Source organism: Halostagnicola sp. A56 (assembly GCF_000691505.1).
Taxonomy (GTDB): Archaea; Halobacteriota; Halobacteria; order Halobacteriales; family Natrialbaceae; genus Halostagnicola.
Genome location: NZ_JMIP02000023.1, coordinates 19,838 through 39,292, shown reverse-complemented (window position 1 = coordinate 39,292; position 19,455 = coordinate 19,838). Strand labels below are relative to the sequence as shown.

The window sequence follows — 19,455 nt, the reverse complement described above, 5'->3', positions numbered from 1 at the left end:
GGCGGTCGACTTACTCGTCAGGACCTTGTCCCTGCATCTGCTGCATCTGCTGTTGCATCGCCTGCTGTTGGAGCTGCTGAGCCTGCTGTTCGAGCTGCGTGCTCTCGGCTTCGAGTTCGGAAATCTGCGCGTTGACCTCGTCGATCTCGTCGTCGAGGTTCTCCTTTTTGTTCTCGAGCGTGTCGATGGCGCCGTCCTGCTCGAACTCCGCCGCGTAGTCCGCGCCGAGTTCGACGATCACTTCGTCGATGTCTTCGACTGTCGCGCGAACGTACGCGCCGCCGCCGAGTGGCACCTGCACGACCGAGTCCGTCTCGAGCGTTTCGACGGCTTCGATGGCCTCGTCGACCTCCGTCTGCTCTTGTTGAATCGATTCGACGTTCCCCTCGAGGGCTTCGATCTGCTCGTCGAGCTCCTGAATCTGCTGGGAGAGCTGCTGGAGTTCCTGTTGACTACTCATCGCTGGGACACCTCCTCGAGTTCGATACCCGTACGCTTGACGCCGTGTCGGCTCCCGATCTGGGAGAGGACGTGCTCGCGGGCGACGTTCTCGTTTTCGGCGTCGATCGTCGTCTCGAACGACGCGTAGCCATCCCGGTTCTTGAATCGACCGCTGACGTTGAACTCACTCATGCACGTTCTTCCGTCGGGGAGTCGGAAGAACCTTGCCTTCCCATTCGGCGACTGGTCCGATCGAGACAGTGTGGACCGACTCGTATCGAAAATCAGTTCGCATGCGTTCGCGCCGCGGTTGCGCCGAACCGAACGCTAAAAGGCCACCCACCATTTGTGCCGGAGCATGGAAGTCGTCGGTCGATTGCTGGGACTGCTCGCGTTGTTGCTGGTCGGAACCGGCTTGCGGACCAGCGGCGTCCTCGATACGGGCAGGACCGCGCGACTGAACGCCGTCGCTTACTACGTCGCGCTCCCGGCGCTGATCTTCATCTCGACGTACGACCGGGCGATCGGCGACCTGCTCTCGACGACGCTGCTCGTCGGCTCGCTGTTCGTCCTATTCGCGACGGTCGGACTTGCCTGGATCGTCCACCGAAACCGCGACTCGAGGCCGCGCCAGAGCGTCGCGATCGTCCAGTCGTATCACTCCAATCTGGGGTATCTCGGACTGCCGCTCGTGGTTGCGACGTTCGACGCCGACGTGGCAGCTATCGCCAGCGTCGTCCTCGGGATCATCTCGCTGACGCAGGTACCCCTTACGGTCCTCATCCTCGTGTCGGTCAACGGGTCGGAGACGCGGATCGCACGGGAGTTTGCCGGCCTGTTCACGAATCCGGTGCTTCTCGCGTTGCTCGCGGGACTCGGCGTCGGTTCGTCCTCGGCCACCGTCCCTCCACTCGCCGTGAGCGTCCTCGACATCGTCGGCGCGTTCGCGCTCCCCCTCGCGTTGCTGTGTGTCGGGGCGTCGCTCGAGATCGATCTACCCGAGATCGATTTCGGCGCGTCCGGCTCGGTCGTCGCCCTCAAAATCGTCTGTATGCCGTTGCTCGCGTGGCTGGTCTTCTCGGCGCTTTCGGTCAACGAGGCGACGTTCACCGCGACGGTCGTCATGTTCGGGACGCCAACGGCCGTCTCGACGTTCGTCTTCGCGAACGAACTCGGCGGCGACGAGGAGTTCGCGTCGCTGAACGTGTTCGTGACGACGCTCGTCTCCATCGCGAGCCTGTTCGTGCTGATCACGCTGGTCGGCTAACGCTACTCGCGAGTACGGACGTGGCTGACAGAAGTAATCGACCGGCCGGACAGTTTTCCGGCCGGAGAGCGAACGCGAACTATGAGCGAACTCGACGCCGACGAACTCCTGCCGAGTCCCCGAATGCGCGAGCGAGCACTCGAAGGCGAAGTCACCCAGATCCACCGCGGGAACCAGTACGCCGAGGCCGGCGATACGTTCACCATCGACGGGACGACGTTCGAAGTCGTCGAAACGACCGACCGAACGCTCGGCGACCTGACCGACGAAGACGCACGGAAAGAGGGGGTCGACGATCTCGAGGCCTACAGGTCGATGCTCGAGCGCGCTCACGAGCACTTCGAGTGGGATCCAGAAAGTGACGTCGTCCGACACGAGTTCGAAAAACGGTAACCGGTCGATCGACGAGCGGATCAATCGATCACTCGATGGCTCTGCCCAGTTGATCGAGCAGGTCAGCCAATCAATCGATAGAATCGATCAATCGATGTAGCCGAGCGCGTCTTCGATCCGACCGAGTTCGGGCCCCGTCGTGTCCTCGCCGACGGCGTAGCCCGAGTCGTTGGCGAGCAGCCCCGAACCGACCAGCGGCGCGCCGTAGTTGATCGTCCCAACGTCCGCTCGGACGTCGAGTGCCTCCTCGAGTAAGTCGAGTTCCGCGTCCGTCGCCTTCGGGTGACAGAGCACGCCCGTGTTGTTCGCGACGCCCGCGGTGCCGACGGTCCTGACCCCCGCGAGGTCGCCGCGTTCGACCGGCACCTCGAGGGTGTCTTTGACGACCTGAATCGCGTCCCGCGAGAGATCCGGATGCACGTACGCGCCGTGGTCGTTGGCCAGCACGACGTTGCCGGCGGCGTTGATACTCCCCGGAAGCTCCGCGACGGGAACGTCGACGGCATCCTCGAGCGTCTCGCGTTCGTACTCGAGCACGCGCGTGCTGACGAGCAGGCCGTTCTCGTTGCCCGTCGCGAGCGCCCCGACCGTCGAGGCACCGCCGACGGTCGTCCGTACCGGATCGACCTCGAGTTCGTCCGCGAGCCCGTCAACGGTGTCGTCGTCGGCGTCGGGCCGAACGAGCAGACACGAGTCGGTCGCACGGGCGAAGACGCCGATGTAAGACGATCCGGTGAAGGAAGCGCGTCGCAAGTTACTCGGCGACCTCGGCCTCGACGACGACCTCGCCGTCCTCGTCGAACCGAGCGGCCCGAACGCGAAGCTTTCGCGGCGGGTTCGCCCGACCGTCGGCCCAGACGGCCTCGTTGATCGAGGGGTCGAGTCGAACGGCGTCCTCGTCGACCGCGAAGTGTTTCGCGAGGTGTTCGCGGACGATTGTCATCGCGCGACCGGCGGCTTCGTGGTTCGCGCCCTTCTTGACATCACGCAGCGGGACGGTAACGACACGTTCGTCGAAATCAGTTGCACTCATAGATATCCTTACTCGTCGGTGTCGCTACGCCGCCAGTTGCGCCGCTTGGGGTTTCGCTGGACGTTCATGTCGGTCTTGAGCATGACCCAAGACGGAACGCGACTGTTCTGGTTCTCGAGTTTGGCGAGACGTTTTTTCTTGCCCTTCGATTTTTTACCCATAGTGGGCCGATGTAACCCGCGCTGGCTTAAAATCTTGTCCATCCGTCGCCTCGGTGCGGGCTACAATGGTCGAGACAGTGGGATGCAACGCCGAGAGGCGACGCTAATCTCCGAAACTCGATCGTAGTTCGGATTGCGGGCTGAAACTCGCCCGCATGAAGCTGGATTCGGTAGTAATCGCGCCTCAGAAGGGCGCGGTGAATACGTCCCTGCTCCTTGCACACACCGCCCGTCAAAGCACCCGAGTGAGGTCCGGATGAGGCCGGCATCCGCCGGTCGAATCTGGGCTTCGCAAGGGGGCTTAAGTCGTAACAAGGTAGCCGTAGGGGAATCTGCGGCTGGATCACCTCCACAGACCGGGACCGGGGCGACGCCCCGGCCCACAAGTCGTGCGTCCACAGTTCGGACCCGCGCAGGGCCGAGCGAGCACCTTAGAACTGTCAAGGCTAACGACGCGTTTGATCCCCGGCCTCGATGAGGCGGGGGTGGGCCCATAGCTCAGTGGTAGAGTGCCTCCTTTGCAAGGAGGATGCCCAGGGTTCGAATCCCTGTGGGTCCATGAGTCGGGTTAGATCGAAGCGAATCGTGCCCCTTAAGTGGGTGACGGCGCTGTGATTTAATCCGAAGCAAGAACCGATGCACCACTCCGCGCAAGCGTGGGTGGGAAGGGTTAATGCAGGCCCGCTGTCTACGGGCGTGCAGATGAGACCGTGTGTACGTGTAGTCCAGGCGTCCACTGGACCCGTTCCCGGGTCACTACTGATCCGAAAGAACGTGGCTACTGTGCCAGCTGGTGGATCGCTCGGCTCAAGAGCTGAAGAAGGACGTGCCAAGCTGCGATAAGCCTACGGGACCCGCACGGAGGGGAAGAACGTAGGATTTCCGAATGGGAATCCCCACCGCAATTGCTTCGCGCAATGGGGAACGTCGAGAATTGAAACATCTTAGTATCGACAGGAAAAGAAAGCAACTCGCGATGTCGGATATCTCGGGGTTCGACTTGGCGGATGGCGTCGAAGATCGCGTTAATATTCGAACTCGAGTCGATGTTCTCGAGATCGTCGCGATCGAACTCGGGTTCCCAATCCTCACGGGTTGTCGACGATCGTGATCCACTGGTGTGTTCGTCAATCAGCGCTTGGACAGCGTCGCCGTCGACGGGCTCGATGTCCTCGGGCGTCCCGGGAATGTGCTTGCCTGTCGCGACCATCACTCGTTTGCGATCGTAGATCTCGACCTCGCCGGCGTCGTTGGGAAGCTCGAACTGGATGGTTCGAGTGCCCTCGGGGAGCCGTCCTTCGAACACCTGGTGTACACCAGTCCCGGATGTCGAGAGATCGGTATAGGTCAACCCGAGCCGATTCATGACTTCGAGGGCTTCGTCGCACGGCTCGCCGGTCTCGTCGACGACGTCGTCGTAGTCGACAAACAGCATTGGGTCCGGGTCGTCGTTGTACTGGCCGTGTGGCGACTGGAGAATGAACGCGAGGCCAGTCAGCCGAGGATGCATCTCGCACCACTCGGTGGCGCTCTCGAGGTCAGTCCAGTTCTCTGGGTCGGACCAACTCCACCGATTTTCCGTCGACGCGTACGGGGCGAACGGCAGCTTCCCGTCGACGGGCATCCAGTGGTCGTATTCGAGAGCTCTCTCAGGGAAGACATCGCGGTTCGGTTCCCACTCAAGATCGGCGTACGGTCCATTCTGTTGTTCATCCGAATCCGCATGACAGCGCCCATGAATGGTTACCTGTTCGTTCTCGGTGTCGTTGACGTCGTCAACAGGTCCGGGATCGTCACCGTTCAGGATGGCTTCGACAACGCCGCGATACTGATCCGGGTGAGCACCCCGAACGTTCGCGAGGATCTCCATGGCAGTCGCATCGGGGTGGTTTTCGACATAGCGCTCAAGTTGAGTGACGATGTCCGTCACGCCAGCTCACCCTGTTCAAGCTGGATGCCGCACCAGGGACAGTACTGCGCAGCTGCTGTGAATGGTGCTCCCTCGCACCCAACACATGTCTGCGTATAGCTCACGCCGACCACCCCCAGTCTGCGAACGATGTTTGGCCGTCGACGTCGGGACGCTCAACCTCCCCATCGCTGTCGATCTCCGGGATGCCCTCGGTCCGTTCCTCACCGATATCCTCGGGATCAGTCGCGTAGACGACACTCTCGGCTTCTTTTTCAAGTTCTGGACGTTCCGTAATGTACTGAACCGTACCGTCGAGAGCGGGACCTTCGTATGATCGCCCGCTCATTCGACAGCACCTCCGTTAGCTGTCGCTATTGCAGAATATGGTTCATGACACTCTTCGGAGTTATAGAAACGTGTAGTTTCAGGCGTATAAAATGCCTGAATACCCCCAACCCGATTGGATTGTAAGGTTTTTGATGTAAGCCAAGGGCCGGATTTGAACCGGCGGTGGGCGGCTCTGCAGGCCGCTGCGTTCGGCCGGACTCTGCCACCTTGGCGCGAGTGATTATAGACGAGTTGCGCGCATAACGGTTACGGTCCCCGATAGCAATCACGACCGGGAGCCGCAACTGTTGGCACTCAAATACATAACGAAACCCCCAACCAGCGATTTCACTGGTCGAGGGTAATAGAGTAGTATGAAAAGGGGCGGCGAATCGGATTTCCCAGAGGGTCTCCCACTCCAGTACTGACCGAAACGCAGGCGGGCTTATCTTCCGTGTTCGGGATGGGTACGGGAGGAACCCCGCCGCTATGGCCGCCTTAAACAAAACACCGTTCATTTACAGTGGATTTGGAATCCTCCTCTTTCCGTTCAGGATGTGCCAGAAAGGCTAACGAATCAATCGTGACGAACGCTATCGCCGATTTGTGGTCCGCTTCGGATGGAGTGATATTCGTTTATGGCCCAAAACTCGCATTTGCCCCGTATGAGAGAGTATGTCTTTGAATGATTGGTCCCTCTCTGATCGACACTATCAAAATTCACATTTTGTCTTTACGTTAGTACGAGTGTAATATAGCCAAAATCTCCCGTGTAGATGGCAAATATAAAATTTGTGGCCGCCCTCCCCATTGATCGGCTTGGGGATGTCACGCCACCACCACCAAAATTGGGATATTACTCTCCGGTGTCCTTCTCGATGCAGCTGAGCGGATTGGTTGGGCAGTACGGACGCTTTCTGTATCTCGAGCGAGGTAAGCACCACAAGAGTTCCCAGAGGGTAACGACGAAGCGGGGTTCATCCGAAGGGAAAGTATCTTGTTATTACCATCTCAACAAGCTAATATGGATGCAATCGTCTTAGAAACTACTAAGTTATCATGAATGTGGGTTGATCATATGGATGTGACTTCTGCCGTTGTCCTCGCTGGGGGCGAGGGATCACGGCTTCGGCCGTTGACTCGCTATCGGCCCAAGCCGCTCCTCCCTGCCGCGACAACACCGATTCTCGAGCATGTGTTCGATCAGCTGCTCGAGGCTGGTGTGACGGAGATCACTGTTGTCGTCGGATACGGGAAAAACCGCGTTCAAGCGTATTTCGGCCCGACCTATCGGAACGTTCCACTGACCTACGTTACACAGGAACAGCAACTTGGAAGCGGACACGCTTTGCTCGCCGCCGAGTCCGAAGTCGACGAGTCGACACTCGTGGTCAATGGCGACCAATTCGTCGAGAGCCCGATCATTCGTGACGTAATCGAGGCCCACGACGGGATGGCAGCAGCGACGCTCGGATTGCTCACCCGAATGGATGTCAAACCCTACGGTGGCGTCCTCGTCGAAGATGGCTCTGTAACGGAGATCGTGGAGAACCCGATAGACGAGCGCACGTATCGGTTCAACGCTGGTGTGTACGCATTTGAGCCGGCAATTTTCGATGCGATTCGAGCTGCTGAACCGCGCGCTGGAGAACAGTCACTGACCGACGGCATCACCGAGTTACTCGAGGCAAGCGCGACGGTTGATGGTGTTATCTCGCAGGGGCTGTGGGTCGATGCGACCTACCCGTGGGACCTGCTCGATGTCTCATTCGATTTGTTTGAGGCAGGAATCATCGAGGGGAGTCGAGACGACAACGTTGCTGATTCTGCGAGGGTTCACGAGTCAGCTATCGTTCGCGAACCAGTTGTGATTGGGCCTGACTGTGAGGTGGGAGCGGGTGCAGTGATCGGGCCGTATGCGTGTCTGGGCGAGAACGCGACGGTCGGGTCGAACGCGGTTATCGAACGGAGTGTCATCGATGCCGATACGCGGGTTGGTGCGTCGGCCACTGTGATTGACTGTGTGACGGGTGTTGGTGTGACGATCGGGAATGGGACGACCATCCCTGGCGGTCCCGGTGACGTCCGCGTCGGGAATCGTATCTTCGAAGACGAGTATCTTGGAGCACTGTTGGCCGATCGCGTCAATGACCACGGCGGAAGTACGTACGTTCCTGGTGCAATCGTCGGTCCCGAAGCGACTATTAAGGCTGGGGCGACAGTTCGCGGGACGCTGTCGGAAGAGACGGAGGTGCGGCCGTAATGTGTGGGATTATTGGGTACACTGGGTCTGGACAGGACGTTTCCGAAGTGTTGATGACTGGGTTATCGGGCCTGGAATACCGTGGCTATGACTCTGCTGGCGTGGCGGTCGCGAATTCGTCGCTTTCGGTGCACAAGCGCCAGGGCGAGGTGTCTGCACTCGAGGAGGCTCTCCCGGAGGGGGATCTCAACGGTCGGGCTGGTATCGGGCACACCCGCTGGAGTACTCATGGGCCGCCCACGGATTCGAATGCACACCCACATACGGATTGTGAATCGAGAGTAGCGGTCGTCCACAACGGGATCATCGAGAACTACCAGGAACTACATACCGATCTCGAAGCAGCTGATCACACGTTTGACAGTGAAACGGATTCCGAAGTCGTGCCCCATCTGATTGAGTCGGCGCGTGCAGACGGAGCGAGTCGGGAGGAAGCGTTTCAGCACGCAGTGGGGAAACTCGAGGGCAGCTATGCCGTGGCGGCCGTCTTTGATGGAAGTGAAACGGTGTACGTGGCTCGTAATGAGTCGCCGCTGGTGCTTGGTATTGGGGACGATGGCTATTATCTTGCGAGTGATGTCCCGGCCTTCATCGAGTATACGGATCGCGTGGTCTATCTCGAGGATGGGCAGTTCGCTCGGATCAACCCGTCGGGGATCGTCGTCACCGACAAGCGGGGAGCTGTCGTCGAGACGGCCGTCGAGACAGTCGAGTGGGATCCAGAAGACGCAGGAAAGTCTGGCCACGATCACTACATGCTCAAGGAGATCCACGAACAGCCCACGGCAATTCGGAAGTGTTTACGCGAGCGTGTGAGCGAATTTGATGGGACCGTCACTGTCGAGGAGATAGCCGAACTGGACTGCGATGGTCCAGTCCAGTTCGTTGCCTGTGGAACCTCGTATCACGCTGCGCTGTATGGTGCTCGATTACTTCGAGAGCGAGGCATCGAGGCACAGTGTTTCCTGGCTAGTGAATATGATGCCGACACGATTCCGATTTCTGCAGAGACGCTGGTCGTTGGGGTCACCCAGAGCGGTGAGACTGCCGATACGATGAGTGCATTGCGAGCGGCTAACCGGTTGGTGCAATGACACTTGCGCTGACGAACGTCGTCGGCAGTTCGGCCGCACGCGAATGTGATCACGTGTTGTATATCCGGGCTGGGCCAGAGATTGGGGTCGCCGCAACGAAGACGTTCGCCAGCCAGCAGGTTGCCCTGGCGATGCTTTCGAGTGTATTGGCTGAGGAGAACTCAATGGAGTTCGTCGAGCGACTTCGAAATCTGCCCGATCAGATCCAACAGGTTCTGGATGAGTCGAACGCTCGAGCTATTGCGGAGATCTATGAGGAGAGTGAAGCGTACTTCTTCATCGGCCGTGGATATACTGCGCCCGTCGCCCTCGAGGGTGCACTGAAGATGAAGGAGATCACGTACAAGCACGCCGAAGGGTTCGCTGCGGGTGAATTGAAGCATGGACCACTCGCATTAGTGACGGAGGAAACACCAGTGTTTGCGATGCTTACCGGCTCGAACGCCTCGAAAACGCTTGGCAATGTGAAGGAAGTAGAAGCTCGCAGTGGCCCCGTAATTGCGGTGACAGACTCGCCCGAGGACGTGCGACAGTATGCGGATCACATCCTCGAAGTGCCGTCTGCAGGACCGCGGTTTACACCGATCCTTGCGAACATTCAGCTACAGTTAGTCTCGTACTGGGTCGCAAACCGGATGGGGCGTTCGATCGACAAACCCCGGAATCTGGCCAAGAGTGTGACTGTCGAGTAGTGGATCCCGGGGCGTTGTTTGGGTAGTTACCCCACCATGTCCAGTGTCTTGTGGGCAAGGGATATTTAGATACGTTCTGTTACTGCTAACATTCACCACCCGATACCATTAACTGAATAATATTATCGAATCAATGAAATTAGCTCGCGCTAAGTTTGGTGTGGCTATCCCCTGCCTATCACAAGTTGCCACGGAAGACAGGACTTTCTATCGGCGGTCGGCCTCTGTGGTGTCGATTCGTTGGTCAGAGGTCCAGACGATTGTTGCGAGGACGGTAGTGACGAGTGCTGGCCAGCGATCACTGCTGAGATAGATGTTCGGTGTTGGCGGTTGGTATTGCGTAAGTGGCCAGAGGACTGTATACGAGTGACCTGACGGTTTAATTCGGAACAGCTCAAGGGACAGATGCAGGAGTGCACCTAGCGCGAGCATTGCAACGGCTTTCCGTCGGTATTTAGATGGAGTCAATAGAGACCCAACTGCGATGGCAAGAGTTGCGCCACCAAGTGAATGAAACGTTCCCCCAGTCGAATGGGAGTCCGAAGGTAGATTCAATCGTGTAAGCAGAGATGAGAAGGTCAAGCCGGCTTAGGTCTGGAACCATGGCTCCTGCCATTACGATAGTCATGTATGGTGCGATTATTGGGTGTATCGCCACGAAAGGATTGTTGCGACAATGTAGGCAGTTAGGACGTGGGTGAGGAGGTCAGGCATCGTGATCACCATCTTGCCGAGGTACAACTCCAACTGCCTCAGTATCGATCCGCCAGTGATTGAACGCCCGAGTAACGACCCAGAGGGTTCCGATGAGCGAGATTACGTACAGATAGATTCGTTCCCAACTATCGCGAATGGTTGCGTTGTGGACTTCGAGAATGTTGTCAGAGTGGACAGTTGCAAATACTTGGAGGTGCTGACCAGTTTCTGCGTTTGGAGCGTTCTGGATTCTGTATTCGTCTGTTCCATATTCATGTTCAACTTCGATGACGAGCGGGTCTGTTTCGATGACAGTGCCGCCGAGTGAGATAGTTTGACCGACGTACTCACCCATCATGAGTGGCTACAAATTCGAATTCGAACTTGAGGGAGAGACGAAAACCATCTCCCCAGACGAGAGTATCGCCCCAAACCTCCCGATCAGTCTGTCGGCGGCGGACGAGTGGAGCGTCCAGACCCAGTACCGTGCGGACCTCTCTGGGTTCGAACTCGCCGACGCCAAAGCCTACTGGGTCGATGACGACGACGTCGAGCATCTGATCTACCGGGGAGAAGTCGATATCACAGAAGGCGACCCGGACGGCCTGATGACCGTTCGCGGACAGGACCTCACAGGGCTGTTGAAACGTGGCGGTGCGCAGGTTCACTACCAGAGCATCGCTGGCTACGAGGCGATCGCGGACTACGCCGACACGTATCTCACCGACTGGGAGTGGGACGTACTCGAACCCGAGCCGGAGCTCGTCGACGAGGACCTCCTGCTCCAGGACACTCCATCAGTCGAAGACCTCAGCGCAGTGTTTCCGCTCGAGGAGCAGGACTTCGACCCTGCCGCCCACCCGATCACGCTCAGTGAGGATTATAATGCGTATTTTCTTCAGTACACAGCGTTCATCTCAACAGACACTGGGAGTTCGACCGGTCCAACAGATCCGGAATATACGGACGGCGCTGCACAGGATACCTCCGATAGTCCCATCCTCCATCTGATAGGATTTTTCGGGTACGATATCCCAACAGAACATATTGGCTTTGCAGTGCGCGAAGGGATCTTCGGCCCAGATACGGGAGACATCACGTACTCGGCGGCGGACGGAACGTTCCAAGAAGTAACTGTCCGGAGCAATATCTCCGAGAGTACGTCTCCTCGGTGGGTTGATCTCTCGAGCACTATGCAGGATTTCTGGGATGGACGCAGTGGCGATGTCGGCGGCAATATCGAGATCACACAATCCGGCGGCACGGATCCCTACGTCGTCGATGCAGTCGTGTATTTCGACCAGCGATTCCACGACTTCGACAACTTTGACAACGACGTCCACGAGCCTGGCGGACACTTGGACCGGCCGTACAACCGCCCCCCTCCCGAGAACCCCGTTATTCTCAAAGCGGTCGATGTTGAAACGTCGACGAATATCACCCGTGCGTACGTCGATGCTGACACAATCGATACGAACGGACTGCTCGAACTGAGTGTGTCCTTCGGAGAGGAGCCCGTCCAGACAAAGACCAATACGGCCAGCGCCGAGTTCCAGTCGAACACCGATACGATGACCGTCAATGGGCAGATTGCACTCGGTATACGGACTGATTCTGATCCGCAGGACGAAACTCCTCGCTATGGGTATGAAGGGCAGGTGATCGATGGCTGGGAACTCAGCGTCGACACGAACGACCTCCGCGTGATCGAAGATCTCGAGTTAGCTGGCAGCCACTACGAGAACTTCGGCGACCTGCACGACGAAGTGGGGATGGCGTTTCTCCCGGCGTCGATCGACTTCTCGGCGTCGAACCCCGAGCCGACCTGGCCAACAGACGGCCTCGAGGGCGCATCGTTCACTCCCGGTCAGATCCAACTCGAGTCGGACTGGCGGCGACTTTCGAAGACGAAAAAGCGGGATATGCGTGACTACGCGAACGTCCTCAAAGGATTCGGCGAGCCGGATAGCGAGGGCCAGCGAATCGAAATCGAGATCCGGCTCAGCGAGGAGATCGCAGAGCACGGAGAAGTCCCCGGTCCGCCAGTGGTGAGTGACGCGACGACGCTCGCCGAGCTGACTGTCGAGACGCGAAACGAACTGTTCAATCTGGCCAGCGTCGATCGAACGACGGGCTCGCTCGAGGTCGCCCCGAAGGTCGTCTGGCCCGGCTTTGCCTACCAGGTCGAAATCTTCGGCGAGGTCCTCACACTCGAGAAGTCGACGTTGCAGGATGGCAGCCAGGCACAGACTGAACTCGAGTTCGAGGAAGGTGTTTCAATCGAGTCGATATTTGGGTCGATCCGGCAGAACGTCCGCCGGTCGACACGGTGATCTTTAGAGCCGAACCGTGTCACCGTCGGCGGCGTCGAGCGTGGTCGGTACCGAGAGTTCCGTCGTGATCTGTGCGCCGTCGTTGGTAACGATTTTGACGACCGCGTCGTCGCCCGGCTCGAGGACGCCCGCTTCGGACTCGATATCGAGGGTGATGGTGCCGCGGTCCTGACCGTCCTCGAGCACCGGCCTATCGCTGCCGTGGACCGAGACCGGCACGCCGCTGACGTAGGCGTGGTCACTCGGTCCGAGGTAATCGAGGACGATATTCTCGAGGTCGATCGGATTCGATCCGGGCCCGAGACTCACCGTCATCTCGATCGAATCGATGTTGCCGTCGGCGTCGACGGTCCCGGTCGTCGTATAAATCTCGAGGGTGTTCGACACCTGTGCGATGCTTTCCTGCCCGGTCGCTTCGGCCTGTGACTGAAGGACGCCAGCAGTGCTCATCAGGACGCCTGCGGTTAGCGCAGCGACGAGTACCATCGCTACGAATAGGATCAGCGTCCCAATGCCTGCTTGTGCGCGTCTATCTCCGTCAGAGGCCGTCTCGTACATTAAATAATGAAAACGGCACCGTTTAATACTAACTGTCGTATCCAATGATTATCGGAGTTTAATCGAGGAGTGATTGAATCCGTTCGATTGCTGGTTCGATGTCACCGAATCCGCGCAGTCCCTGGATCACGAATTTGCCCGTCGAGAACAGCAAAAACGTAACCGGCGGTGTTTCGAGCTTCACGATTGCAGCGGGAAACTGCTCGGGTTCGTACTCGACGTCGATTCCTTCGGCGGTGAGCTCGACGGTTAACGGTTCAAGTTGAATAGGTGTTTCCAGGTTGCCATTGACGGCGATATTCTTGATTTCGGGACCATTGACGAGTTCGGCGTTGTGATCGATTTCGGTAACGCGATCGACGATCGTCTCGACGTGCCGGCGGGCTTCTTCAGTGGACTTGCTCCCGTAGATCAGGATGCGCTTTTCAGACCAGTCACGGCCACTGACGATCACGCGGACGTTGGAGTCCTCGGGGGCAAACTTGTGTCCGGCATCCGTACGCTCGAAGCCGTCGAGCATCTCCAACTTTGTCGGGTCCATTCTGACGATCGCCTTATGCATCATCGAGTGTGGTGTGTACTCGATACCGTCCGCTGTCCAACGCAGTTCGTCTTCGGCTTCGTTATCGACGTTGGTCACGAGAGTTGCCTGTATATTGCCGTGCCGGGTATCTGGTTCTTGTGTTTCGTTACGTAGCCACGTTAGACGCGCTCCAGATCTCGCGTCATTTGACGTAACCTTTTCATCGAGGCATCCTCCCATTCCAGACGCGCCTGCGTAAGTTCGTCAACAAGAGCTTCGTACGTGTCGTGGTGCATCCCCTTCGGTCGATTGGGGATATCCGGGACTTGAGCACTGTTTGGATGTGGCCGCCGCCCTTGTTCGTCGAGTTTCGCGTAGGCGCGCCGATACCGTAACTCGGCTTGCTTCAGTTCGTCACCCGATGTTCGGCTCGAGGTATAACCGAGGTTGTAGCAGTGGCGACACAGGAAGAGATCGCCACGAGGGGGGCGATAGAGCTTCGAAATACGCCGACCACATTTCTCGTCGTCGACGATACCTGGGCATCGGAACCAGGGACGCTCCCCACCGAAGTTGCACTCCGTATACTCGAGGGGAACGCAGTAGTCGTGTATGGTTTCTTCTCGAGTACGTCCGTCGGTAATCGTGTATCGGAGACGAACCGCAGTCGCCTTCTCGACCTCGTCACTCCGGGGGAGAAGGTGCACGACGATCGACGCGGTCGGGTCGTCTTCCGATCCCCAGCGAAACACGGTGCTCGTCCCAGAACGGTCTACAGCGTCGGTGAACTCGTTCACGTCGAGGGTACGGCAGTCTTCGACGGTCGGTGTCGTCGCATACTCGTATCGGCCGGAGCCGAGTCCTCCCATCGCTTAGATGAAATCTTCAAAGGGATCGTCGAACGACGATGACGACTCGCCACCAACATCTTTTGCGGCCGATGTGGCTGAGACTCGTTTTCCTTTGGTGATTCCCGCTCGATCGAGGATCGCTTCGGCAGCTCGAATTTGCACGCCCTCATCATCGGCATCAAGTAGTTCACGAAGGGTTTCAGCTGCCTCGGGGACAGCAGTCTGCAGTTCATCGCGTGCGTCTTCGATAGGAGGTCGGTCAACAGCCTCAGCAGCCTCAGCACCGTCAGTAATATCTGCGGTCGCCATACCACATTTTGGCCCTATTTCAACATAAATGATTAGGTTCCATTGGGCGAGTTCCCGCGCGACATCGGCGCATTCCCTCGATTAAGGTCGGTTCTCGACGGTTCTCCGATTGCCTCACGATGACGCAGTAGTTCTAATCCAACTCACTTGTCACACGACGAAGCTGACGGGCATACCGGCAGTTCCCTTCCGGTTATTATTACTTCTTTCATAAATTGAGTGAACTTATAGTCATTTATTAATATAATTGTAAATATACTAATCTAAAACTTCTAACTGATCGTGGCTGTCGAACGCCGCCATACCCACCGTATCGACGAGACGATTGGTACCCGACACGAGACCACTATATTTTAGAGAGCGACCTGAATAGTGTCGGTAATGAACGTACTCGTGGTCGTCGTCGACGCCCTCCGCACGGATCGAGTGGGGGCCTACGACGGACGGCGGGTGACGCCGACGATCGACGAACTCGCCGCGGCGGGAACCGTCTTCGAGCGGGCCTACAGCACGACGAACGCGACCGATCCCGCGCTCACGTCGCTGCAAACGGGTCGATTCCCGCGAACGCACGGCGTGCTCAATCACGGCTCGCACGTCACCGACGAGGAAAAACGAGCGATCGAGGGCGTCACCTCGCTCCCGATGGTCCTCGAGGAGCGAGGCTACGATACGGCCGCGTTCGGTCGTCCGCTCGGACGCTGGCACCGTCGCGGGTTCGATCGATACCCGGAACTGTCCTCGGCCCACTGGCGACTCAAGTCTCTCGAGAAGTCCGCCAGCAGCCTGTTGTACGGCATCCATCCGGCGATCGGCGATACGCTCTCTCGGACGTACAACGCGCTCACGGATCGAACGGGCAGCGACGACGAGGACAGCGTCGTCGCGGAGTTTACCGACTTCCTCGATGAGTCGGAGCGGTTCTACTCGCTCGTCCACCTGATGGACACTCACACGCCGTACGACGTCGACGACGAACTCGTCGAACGGTACCTCGACACCGACGAATACGAGAATCGCCCGCTCTCGGCGCTCGCCGAGGAGTTCCCAACGGGGTCGATCACCGCGAACAGCCTCACCCCCGGCGGCGTCGTCAATCAGGACAACGAGCGGTGGGCGGACCACGAGGCTGGCGTCGGGACGGCACTGGCGCGGGCGCAGTACGACGCGGCGGCGACGGAGGCGGATCGAACGATCGAGGGGCTGCTCGAGGCCCTCGAAGACCGCGACCTGCTCGAGGAGACGCTCGTCGTCGTCCTCGCGGATCACGGGGAGTCGCTCGGCGAACACGAGATCTACTTCGAACACCACGGCCTCTACGAGCCGACGACGCGGATTCCGCTGGTCGTTCGCCCGCCCGAGTCCGACGCCGGCGTCGAGCGGTCGAGCGAACTGGTGAGCATCACCGATATCGCGCCCACGATCCTCGACGCGCTCGATATTCCCGACGAACAGGCGTTCGATGCCGACGGACAGTCGCTTCGTCCGCTGCTCGAGGGCGAGAGCGACGACTGGGAACGCCGGGAGTCGCTGTTGCTCGAGGAGGCAAACACCCAGCGTTTCAGGGGCGTTCGAACCGATCGCTGGAAGTACCTCCGGGCGGTCGAGGACGACCCGACCTGTCGGTACTGCGAACGACCCCACGGGGCGTCCGAACAGCTCTACGATCTCGAGGCGGATCCCGAGGAGACCGAAAACCTGGCCGAGAAACGATCCGATACGCTCGCAACGCTTCGAGACGAGTTAGACGATCTTCTCGCGCGATACGACCCTCAAACCGGGCCATCGGACGACACGGACGGCGATTCCGTCGAGTACGACGACGAGGAGGAGGTCCTCGATCGGCTCGAGTCGCTCGGCTACCGGTGACTTGCCGTCTCGGTCCGGATCGACTCGCCCGCTCGAGCGGGCGAACTGGTCGGATTCTGTCGACGTAACCGAAAGTATTTGTCCGCAGGTAGTGTCCGTGTTGGATATGCAGGCTGTCGTCCTCGCCGCAGGCAAGGGTACGCGCCTTCGGCCACTCACAGAAGACAAGCCGAAGGTTCTCGTGGAAGTCAACGACAAACCGCTCATCGAAGACGTCTTCGACAATCTCCTCGAGATCGGCGTCGACGAGTTCGTCGTTGTCGTCGGCTACATGAAAGAGAAGATTATCGAACGCTACGGCGACGAGTACCAGGGCGTGCCGATCACCTACGCCACCAGCGCGAGCAACTCGGGCTGGCTCATGCGATTTTGCAGGCCGAACCCCACATCGACGACGACTTCGTCCTGATGCTCGGGGACAACGTCTTCCGCGGGAACTTAGGCGACGTGATCAACCGACAGCGCGAGGACCGCGCCGACGCCGCGTTCCTCGTCGAGGAAGTGCCGTGGGAAGAGGCCTCCCGCTACGGCGTCCTCGATACGAACGAGTACGGCGAGGTCGTCGAAGTCATGGAAAAGCCCGATGATCCGCCGTCGAACCTCGTGATGACCGGCTTTTACACCTTCACGCCGGCGATATTCCACGCTTGCCACCTCGTCCAGCCCTCCGATCGCGGCGAGTACGAACTCCCGGACGCGATCGACCTGCTGATCCAGTCCGGACGCACCATCGACGCGCTCCGAATGGACGGCTGGCGAATCGACGTGGGCTACCCCGAGGACCGGGAGCGAGCCGAAGACCGGATCACAGAGGAGTCCGGTGCGGTCGCCGAGACCACCGACTGAGATCGCTCGAGTGGCTATAGTAGTGCTACGCCACGTAAAACGCCTATTCTTCGCGCTGCACGAGTCTACTCAGCGGCTGGGACGGTCCGTAAGCGACTAACCACCGCTTCGCATCTAGGCCGGTATGAACGTTCTCGTCACCGGTGGCGCGGGCTTTATCGGCTCTCACATCGCCCACCGGCTGCTCGCGGAGGGCCACCGGGTCGTCGTCCTCGACGTACTGGATCCATACTACAACACGGCGATCAAAGAGCGGAACCTCGAGCGGTGCCGAGCGGAAGGCGGCGACCGGTTCACGTTCGTCGAGGGTTCGATCACCGACGAAGCGCTCGTTCGGGAGGTCGTCTCGAGCAACGACATCGAATTCGCGTATCACCAGGCCGCACAGGCCGGGGTCAGAACGAGCGTCGAGAACCCGAAAAAGCCCCACGAGATCAACACCGGCGGCCTGCTCAACCTGCTGATCGCGGCGGACGAACACGGCCTCGAGCGGGTCGTCAACGCGTCGTCGTCGTCGGTCTACGGCGAGGTCGACTACCTCCCCTACGATGAGGACCACCAGAACGTTCCCCAAAGCCCCTACGGCGTCACGAAGCTCACGGCGGAACACTACTGTCGGGTCTGGGACGACCTCTACGATGTCAACACCGTCTCCTTGCGATACTTCACGGTCTATGGCCCGCGGATGCGGCCCAACATGGCGATCACGAACTTCACCTCCCGCTGTCTCAACGGTCACCCGCCGGTCATCTACGGCGACGGCCAGCAAACCCGGGACTTCACCTACATCGACGACGTCGTCGACGCGAATCTCTCCTTACTCGAGACGGACGCCGCCGACGGTACCGTGATGAACATCGGTTCGACGGGGACGATCACGATCCAGGCGCTGGCAGAGCACGTCATCGAGCAGACGGGTGCGGACGTTGGTATCGAGTACACCGAGCCGAAAGAGGCCGACGCGCGCCACACCCACGCCGACGTTTCGAAGGCGAGCGATCTGATCGGGTACGAGCCTTCGACGGCGATCCGCGAGGGCGTCGGCCAGTTCGTCGACTGGTATCGAGCGAATCGAGAGTGGTACGAACCGCTCGTGCTCGACTCCTGAGCTAACTGTCTTCCGTTCGCATCACGCGTCCTCGAGACTCGCCTCGGTCACGCGAATCCGGCCGCGAGTGCCGTCCCACTCGAGATCGTACTCGAGGTCGATCCGCCGATCCATGTGCGGGCCGTCGACGACCAGCGTCTCGAACTCGCCGCCCTCCCCGAGCAGGTGGACGCCGTACTCGTCGTTGAGTTCCTCGAGGTCGGAAAGCGCGTCGGCGTCGAGCGTGCGCCCGAGCCAGGACTCGTCGAGGCCGTGGGCCGCGACCTGGACGATCACGATTTCGAACCCCGCCTCGAGCATCGCGTCGGCGAGTTCCCGCGGCTCTTCTCGCCACAGCGGCGCGAACAGGTCACACTCGAGTCGATCGCACATCCCTTCGATGCGGCTCGTCTGGTACTCGCTCTCGACCGCTCCCGCGGTCAGGCCCGCGATTCCGCCCTCGAGATCGGTCGCGAGCCCCTCGAGTGCGAGTTCGAGCGGCTCGAGTTCGTTGTCTCCCTGCGCGCTCGAGTCCGCGACCGCGTCCGCGTCGAAATCGTCCGGTTCGACATCGACCAGCGGGATCCCGATGCTCTCGGCCGCGAGCGTGGCGAGGCCGGTCTCGGGGACGTGGTACATGTACGAATCGCCCGCCGGATGGACGGTCACCAGCCGCTCGACGGGGAGGCCGCGCTCGAGCGCCTGGTACAACGCCCACGAGGAGTCTTTACCGCCCGAAAAGAGACTGAGCCACGCGCCTGCTCGATCGGTCATGCTCGAGTGTACGTCGCCGCGGGTAA

At 59.3% G+C, this 19,455-nt stretch carries 17 protein-coding genes, 2 tRNA genes, 1 rRNA gene, 3 pseudogenes and 2 other annotated features; of the genes and pseudogenes, 10 read left to right on the top strand and 13 right to left on the bottom strand.

Going from position 1 to position 19,455, the window contains the following annotated elements; all coding sequences use genetic code 11:
- Positions 1–10 precede the first annotated feature (10 nt).
- Both pfdA and rpl18a read right to left on the bottom strand, forming a co-directional pair.
- On the bottom strand, positions 11–460 hold the full coding sequence (pfdA, locus tag EL22_RS13375; protein WP_050051971.1) for a prefoldin subunit alpha: 450 nt from the start codon (positions 458–460) through the stop codon (positions 11–13).
- A complete protein-coding gene (gene rpl18a, locus EL22_RS13370) occupies positions 457–633 on the bottom strand; it encodes a 50S ribosomal protein L18Ae (RefSeq protein ID WP_050051970.1) in 177 nt (58 codons plus the stop codon). Before rpl18a ends, pfdA begins: the two co-directional genes overlap by 4 nt.
- 166 nt (positions 634–799) lie before the next feature.
- On the opposite strand from rpl18a, the gene EL22_RS13365 reads away from it, so the two are divergent.
- Both EL22_RS13365 and EL22_RS13360 read left to right on the top strand, forming a co-directional pair.
- A complete protein-coding gene (locus EL22_RS13365) occupies positions 800–1,708 on the top strand; it encodes an AEC family transporter (protein ID WP_050051969.1) in 909 nt (302 codons plus the stop codon).
- 81 nt (positions 1,709–1,789) lie between these two features.
- The gene (locus tag EL22_RS13360) at positions 1,790–2,101 is read left to right on the top strand and encodes a hypothetical protein (protein WP_050051968.1); all 312 of its coding nucleotides are present in this window, start codon (positions 1,790–1,792) and stop codon (positions 2,099–2,101) included.
- 87 nt (positions 2,102–2,188) lie between these two features.
- Here EL22_RS13360 and EL22_RS13355 read toward each other — a convergent pair whose 3' ends face one another.
- The 3 genes and pseudogenes from EL22_RS13355 to EL22_RS19355 form a co-directional block, all read right to left on the bottom strand.
- Complete coding sequence (locus EL22_RS13355; RefSeq protein WP_050051967.1) at positions 2,189–2,854, bottom strand: translation initiation factor IF-6; 666 nt, start codon at positions 2,852–2,854, stop codon at positions 2,189–2,191.
- A gap of 1 nt (position 2,855) precedes the next feature.
- The gene (locus EL22_RS13350) at positions 2,856–3,134 is read right to left on the bottom strand and encodes a 50S ribosomal protein L31e (protein WP_050051966.1); all 279 of its coding nucleotides are present in this window, start codon (positions 3,132–3,134) and stop codon (positions 2,856–2,858) included.
- An 8-nt stretch (positions 3,135–3,142) separates the two neighbouring features.
- Positions 3,143–3,262 (bottom strand): annotated as a pseudogene (locus tag EL22_RS19355) (50S ribosomal protein L39e); the annotation flags it as partial.
- Positions 3,260–3,636 (top strand) — a sequence feature (16S ribosomal RNA rRNA prediction is too short). It overlaps the preceding pseudogene by 3 nt.
- Before the next feature lie 146 nt (positions 3,637–3,782).
- Between EL22_RS19355 and EL22_RS13340 the strand changes: the two are divergent.
- Positions 3,783–3,854: transfer RNA gene (locus EL22_RS13340), tRNA-Ala, on the top strand.
- A gap of 246 nt (positions 3,855–4,100) precedes the next feature.
- Positions 4,101–4,340, top strand: a sequence feature (23S ribosomal RNA rRNA prediction is too short).
- Between the two features lie 75 nt (positions 4,341–4,415).
- Positions 4,416–5,324 (top strand): hypothetical protein, encoded by a 909-nt coding sequence (locus EL22_RS16200; RefSeq protein WP_082146794.1) that lies wholly within the window; start codon positions 4,416–4,418, stop codon positions 5,322–5,324.
- Between the two features lies 1 nt (position 5,325).
- Here EL22_RS16200 and EL22_RS13330 read toward each other — a convergent pair whose 3' ends face one another.
- The 3 genes from EL22_RS13330 to rrf form a co-directional block, all read right to left on the bottom strand.
- A complete protein-coding gene (locus EL22_RS13330; protein ID WP_050051964.1) occupies positions 5,326–5,553 on the bottom strand; it encodes a hypothetical protein in 228 nt (75 codons plus the stop codon).
- Positions 5,554–5,691: 138 nt separating this feature from the next.
- Positions 5,692–5,767, bottom strand: a tRNA-Cys gene (locus EL22_RS13325).
- A gap of 146 nt (positions 5,768–5,913) precedes the next feature.
- Positions 5,914–6,035, bottom strand: a 5S ribosomal RNA gene (rrf, locus tag EL22_RS13320).
- Between the two features lie 577 nt (positions 6,036–6,612).
- Between rrf and EL22_RS13315 the strand changes: the two genes are divergently transcribed.
- Entirely contained in the window at positions 6,613–7,797 is a 1,185-nt protein-coding gene (locus EL22_RS13315; protein WP_082146793.1) for a sugar phosphate nucleotidyltransferase, read from the top strand.
- Positions 7,797–9,583 (top strand): annotated as a pseudogene (glmS, locus tag EL22_RS13310) (glutamine--fructose-6-phosphate transaminase (isomerizing)). Before EL22_RS13315 ends, glmS begins: the two are co-directional and overlap by 1 nt.
- 706 nt (positions 9,584–10,289) lie before the next feature.
- On the opposite strand, the gene EL22_RS13305 reads toward glmS, so the two are convergent.
- Complete coding sequence (locus EL22_RS13305) at positions 10,290–10,637, bottom strand: hypothetical protein (RefSeq protein ID WP_050051962.1); 348 nt, start codon at positions 10,635–10,637, stop codon at positions 10,290–10,292.
- Between EL22_RS13305 and EL22_RS13300 the strand changes: the two genes are divergently transcribed.
- The gene (locus tag EL22_RS13300; RefSeq protein WP_050051961.1) at positions 10,636–12,612 is read left to right on the top strand and encodes a hypothetical protein; all 1,977 of its coding nucleotides are present in this window, start codon (positions 10,636–10,638) and stop codon (positions 12,610–12,612) included. The genes EL22_RS13305 and EL22_RS13300 overlap by 2 nt on opposite strands.
- Positions 12,613–12,615: 3 nt before the next feature.
- Here the strand turns inward: EL22_RS13300 and EL22_RS13295 are convergent, their stop codons facing one another.
- The 3 genes from EL22_RS13295 to EL22_RS17310 all read right to left on the bottom strand — a co-directional run bounded on the left by EL22_RS13295 (position 12,616) and on the right by EL22_RS17310 (position 14,853).
- Positions 12,616–13,170 carry an archaellin/type IV pilin N-terminal domain-containing protein gene (locus tag EL22_RS13295; RefSeq protein WP_082146792.1) on the bottom strand — a complete coding sequence of 185 codons (555 nt, stop codon included), beginning with the start codon at positions 13,168–13,170 and terminating at the stop codon, positions 12,616–12,618.
- 58 nt (positions 13,171–13,228) lie between these two features.
- Positions 13,229–13,933 carry a hypothetical protein gene (locus EL22_RS13290; RefSeq protein WP_082146791.1) on the bottom strand — a complete coding sequence of 235 codons (705 nt, stop codon included), beginning with the start codon at positions 13,931–13,933 and terminating at the stop codon, positions 13,229–13,231.
- A gap of 632 nt (positions 13,934–14,565) precedes the next feature.
- The gene (locus EL22_RS17310) at positions 14,566–14,853 is read right to left on the bottom strand and encodes a hypothetical protein (RefSeq protein WP_050051957.1); all 288 of its coding nucleotides are present in this window, start codon (positions 14,851–14,853) and stop codon (positions 14,566–14,568) included.
- 381 nt (positions 14,854–15,234) lie between these two features.
- Here EL22_RS17310 and EL22_RS13275 point away from each other — a divergent pair, with 381 nt between their 5' ends.
- The 3 genes and pseudogenes from EL22_RS13275 to EL22_RS13265 all read left to right on the top strand — a co-directional run bounded on the left by EL22_RS13275 (position 15,235) and on the right by EL22_RS13265 (position 18,676).
- Entirely contained in the window at positions 15,235–16,722 is a 1,488-nt protein-coding gene (locus tag EL22_RS13275; RefSeq protein ID WP_082146789.1) for a sulfatase, read from the top strand.
- Positions 16,723–16,828: 106 nt separating this feature from the next.
- Positions 16,829–17,568, top strand: a pseudogene (gene aglF / locus EL22_RS13270) (UTP--glucose-1-phosphate uridylyltransferase AglF).
- Positions 17,569–17,692: 124 nt separating this feature from the next.
- Positions 17,693–18,676, top strand: coding sequence for an SDR family NAD(P)-dependent oxidoreductase (locus EL22_RS13265; RefSeq protein ID WP_050051956.1), 984 nt, complete (start codon positions 17,693–17,695; stop codon positions 18,674–18,676).
- Between the two features lie 21 nt (positions 18,677–18,697).
- Here the strand turns inward: EL22_RS13265 and EL22_RS13260 are convergent, their stop codons facing one another.
- Complete coding sequence (locus EL22_RS13260; RefSeq protein WP_050051955.1) at positions 18,698–19,429, bottom strand: diphthine--ammonia ligase; 732 nt, start codon at positions 19,427–19,429, stop codon at positions 18,698–18,700.
- Positions 19,430–19,455 lie beyond the last annotated feature (26 nt).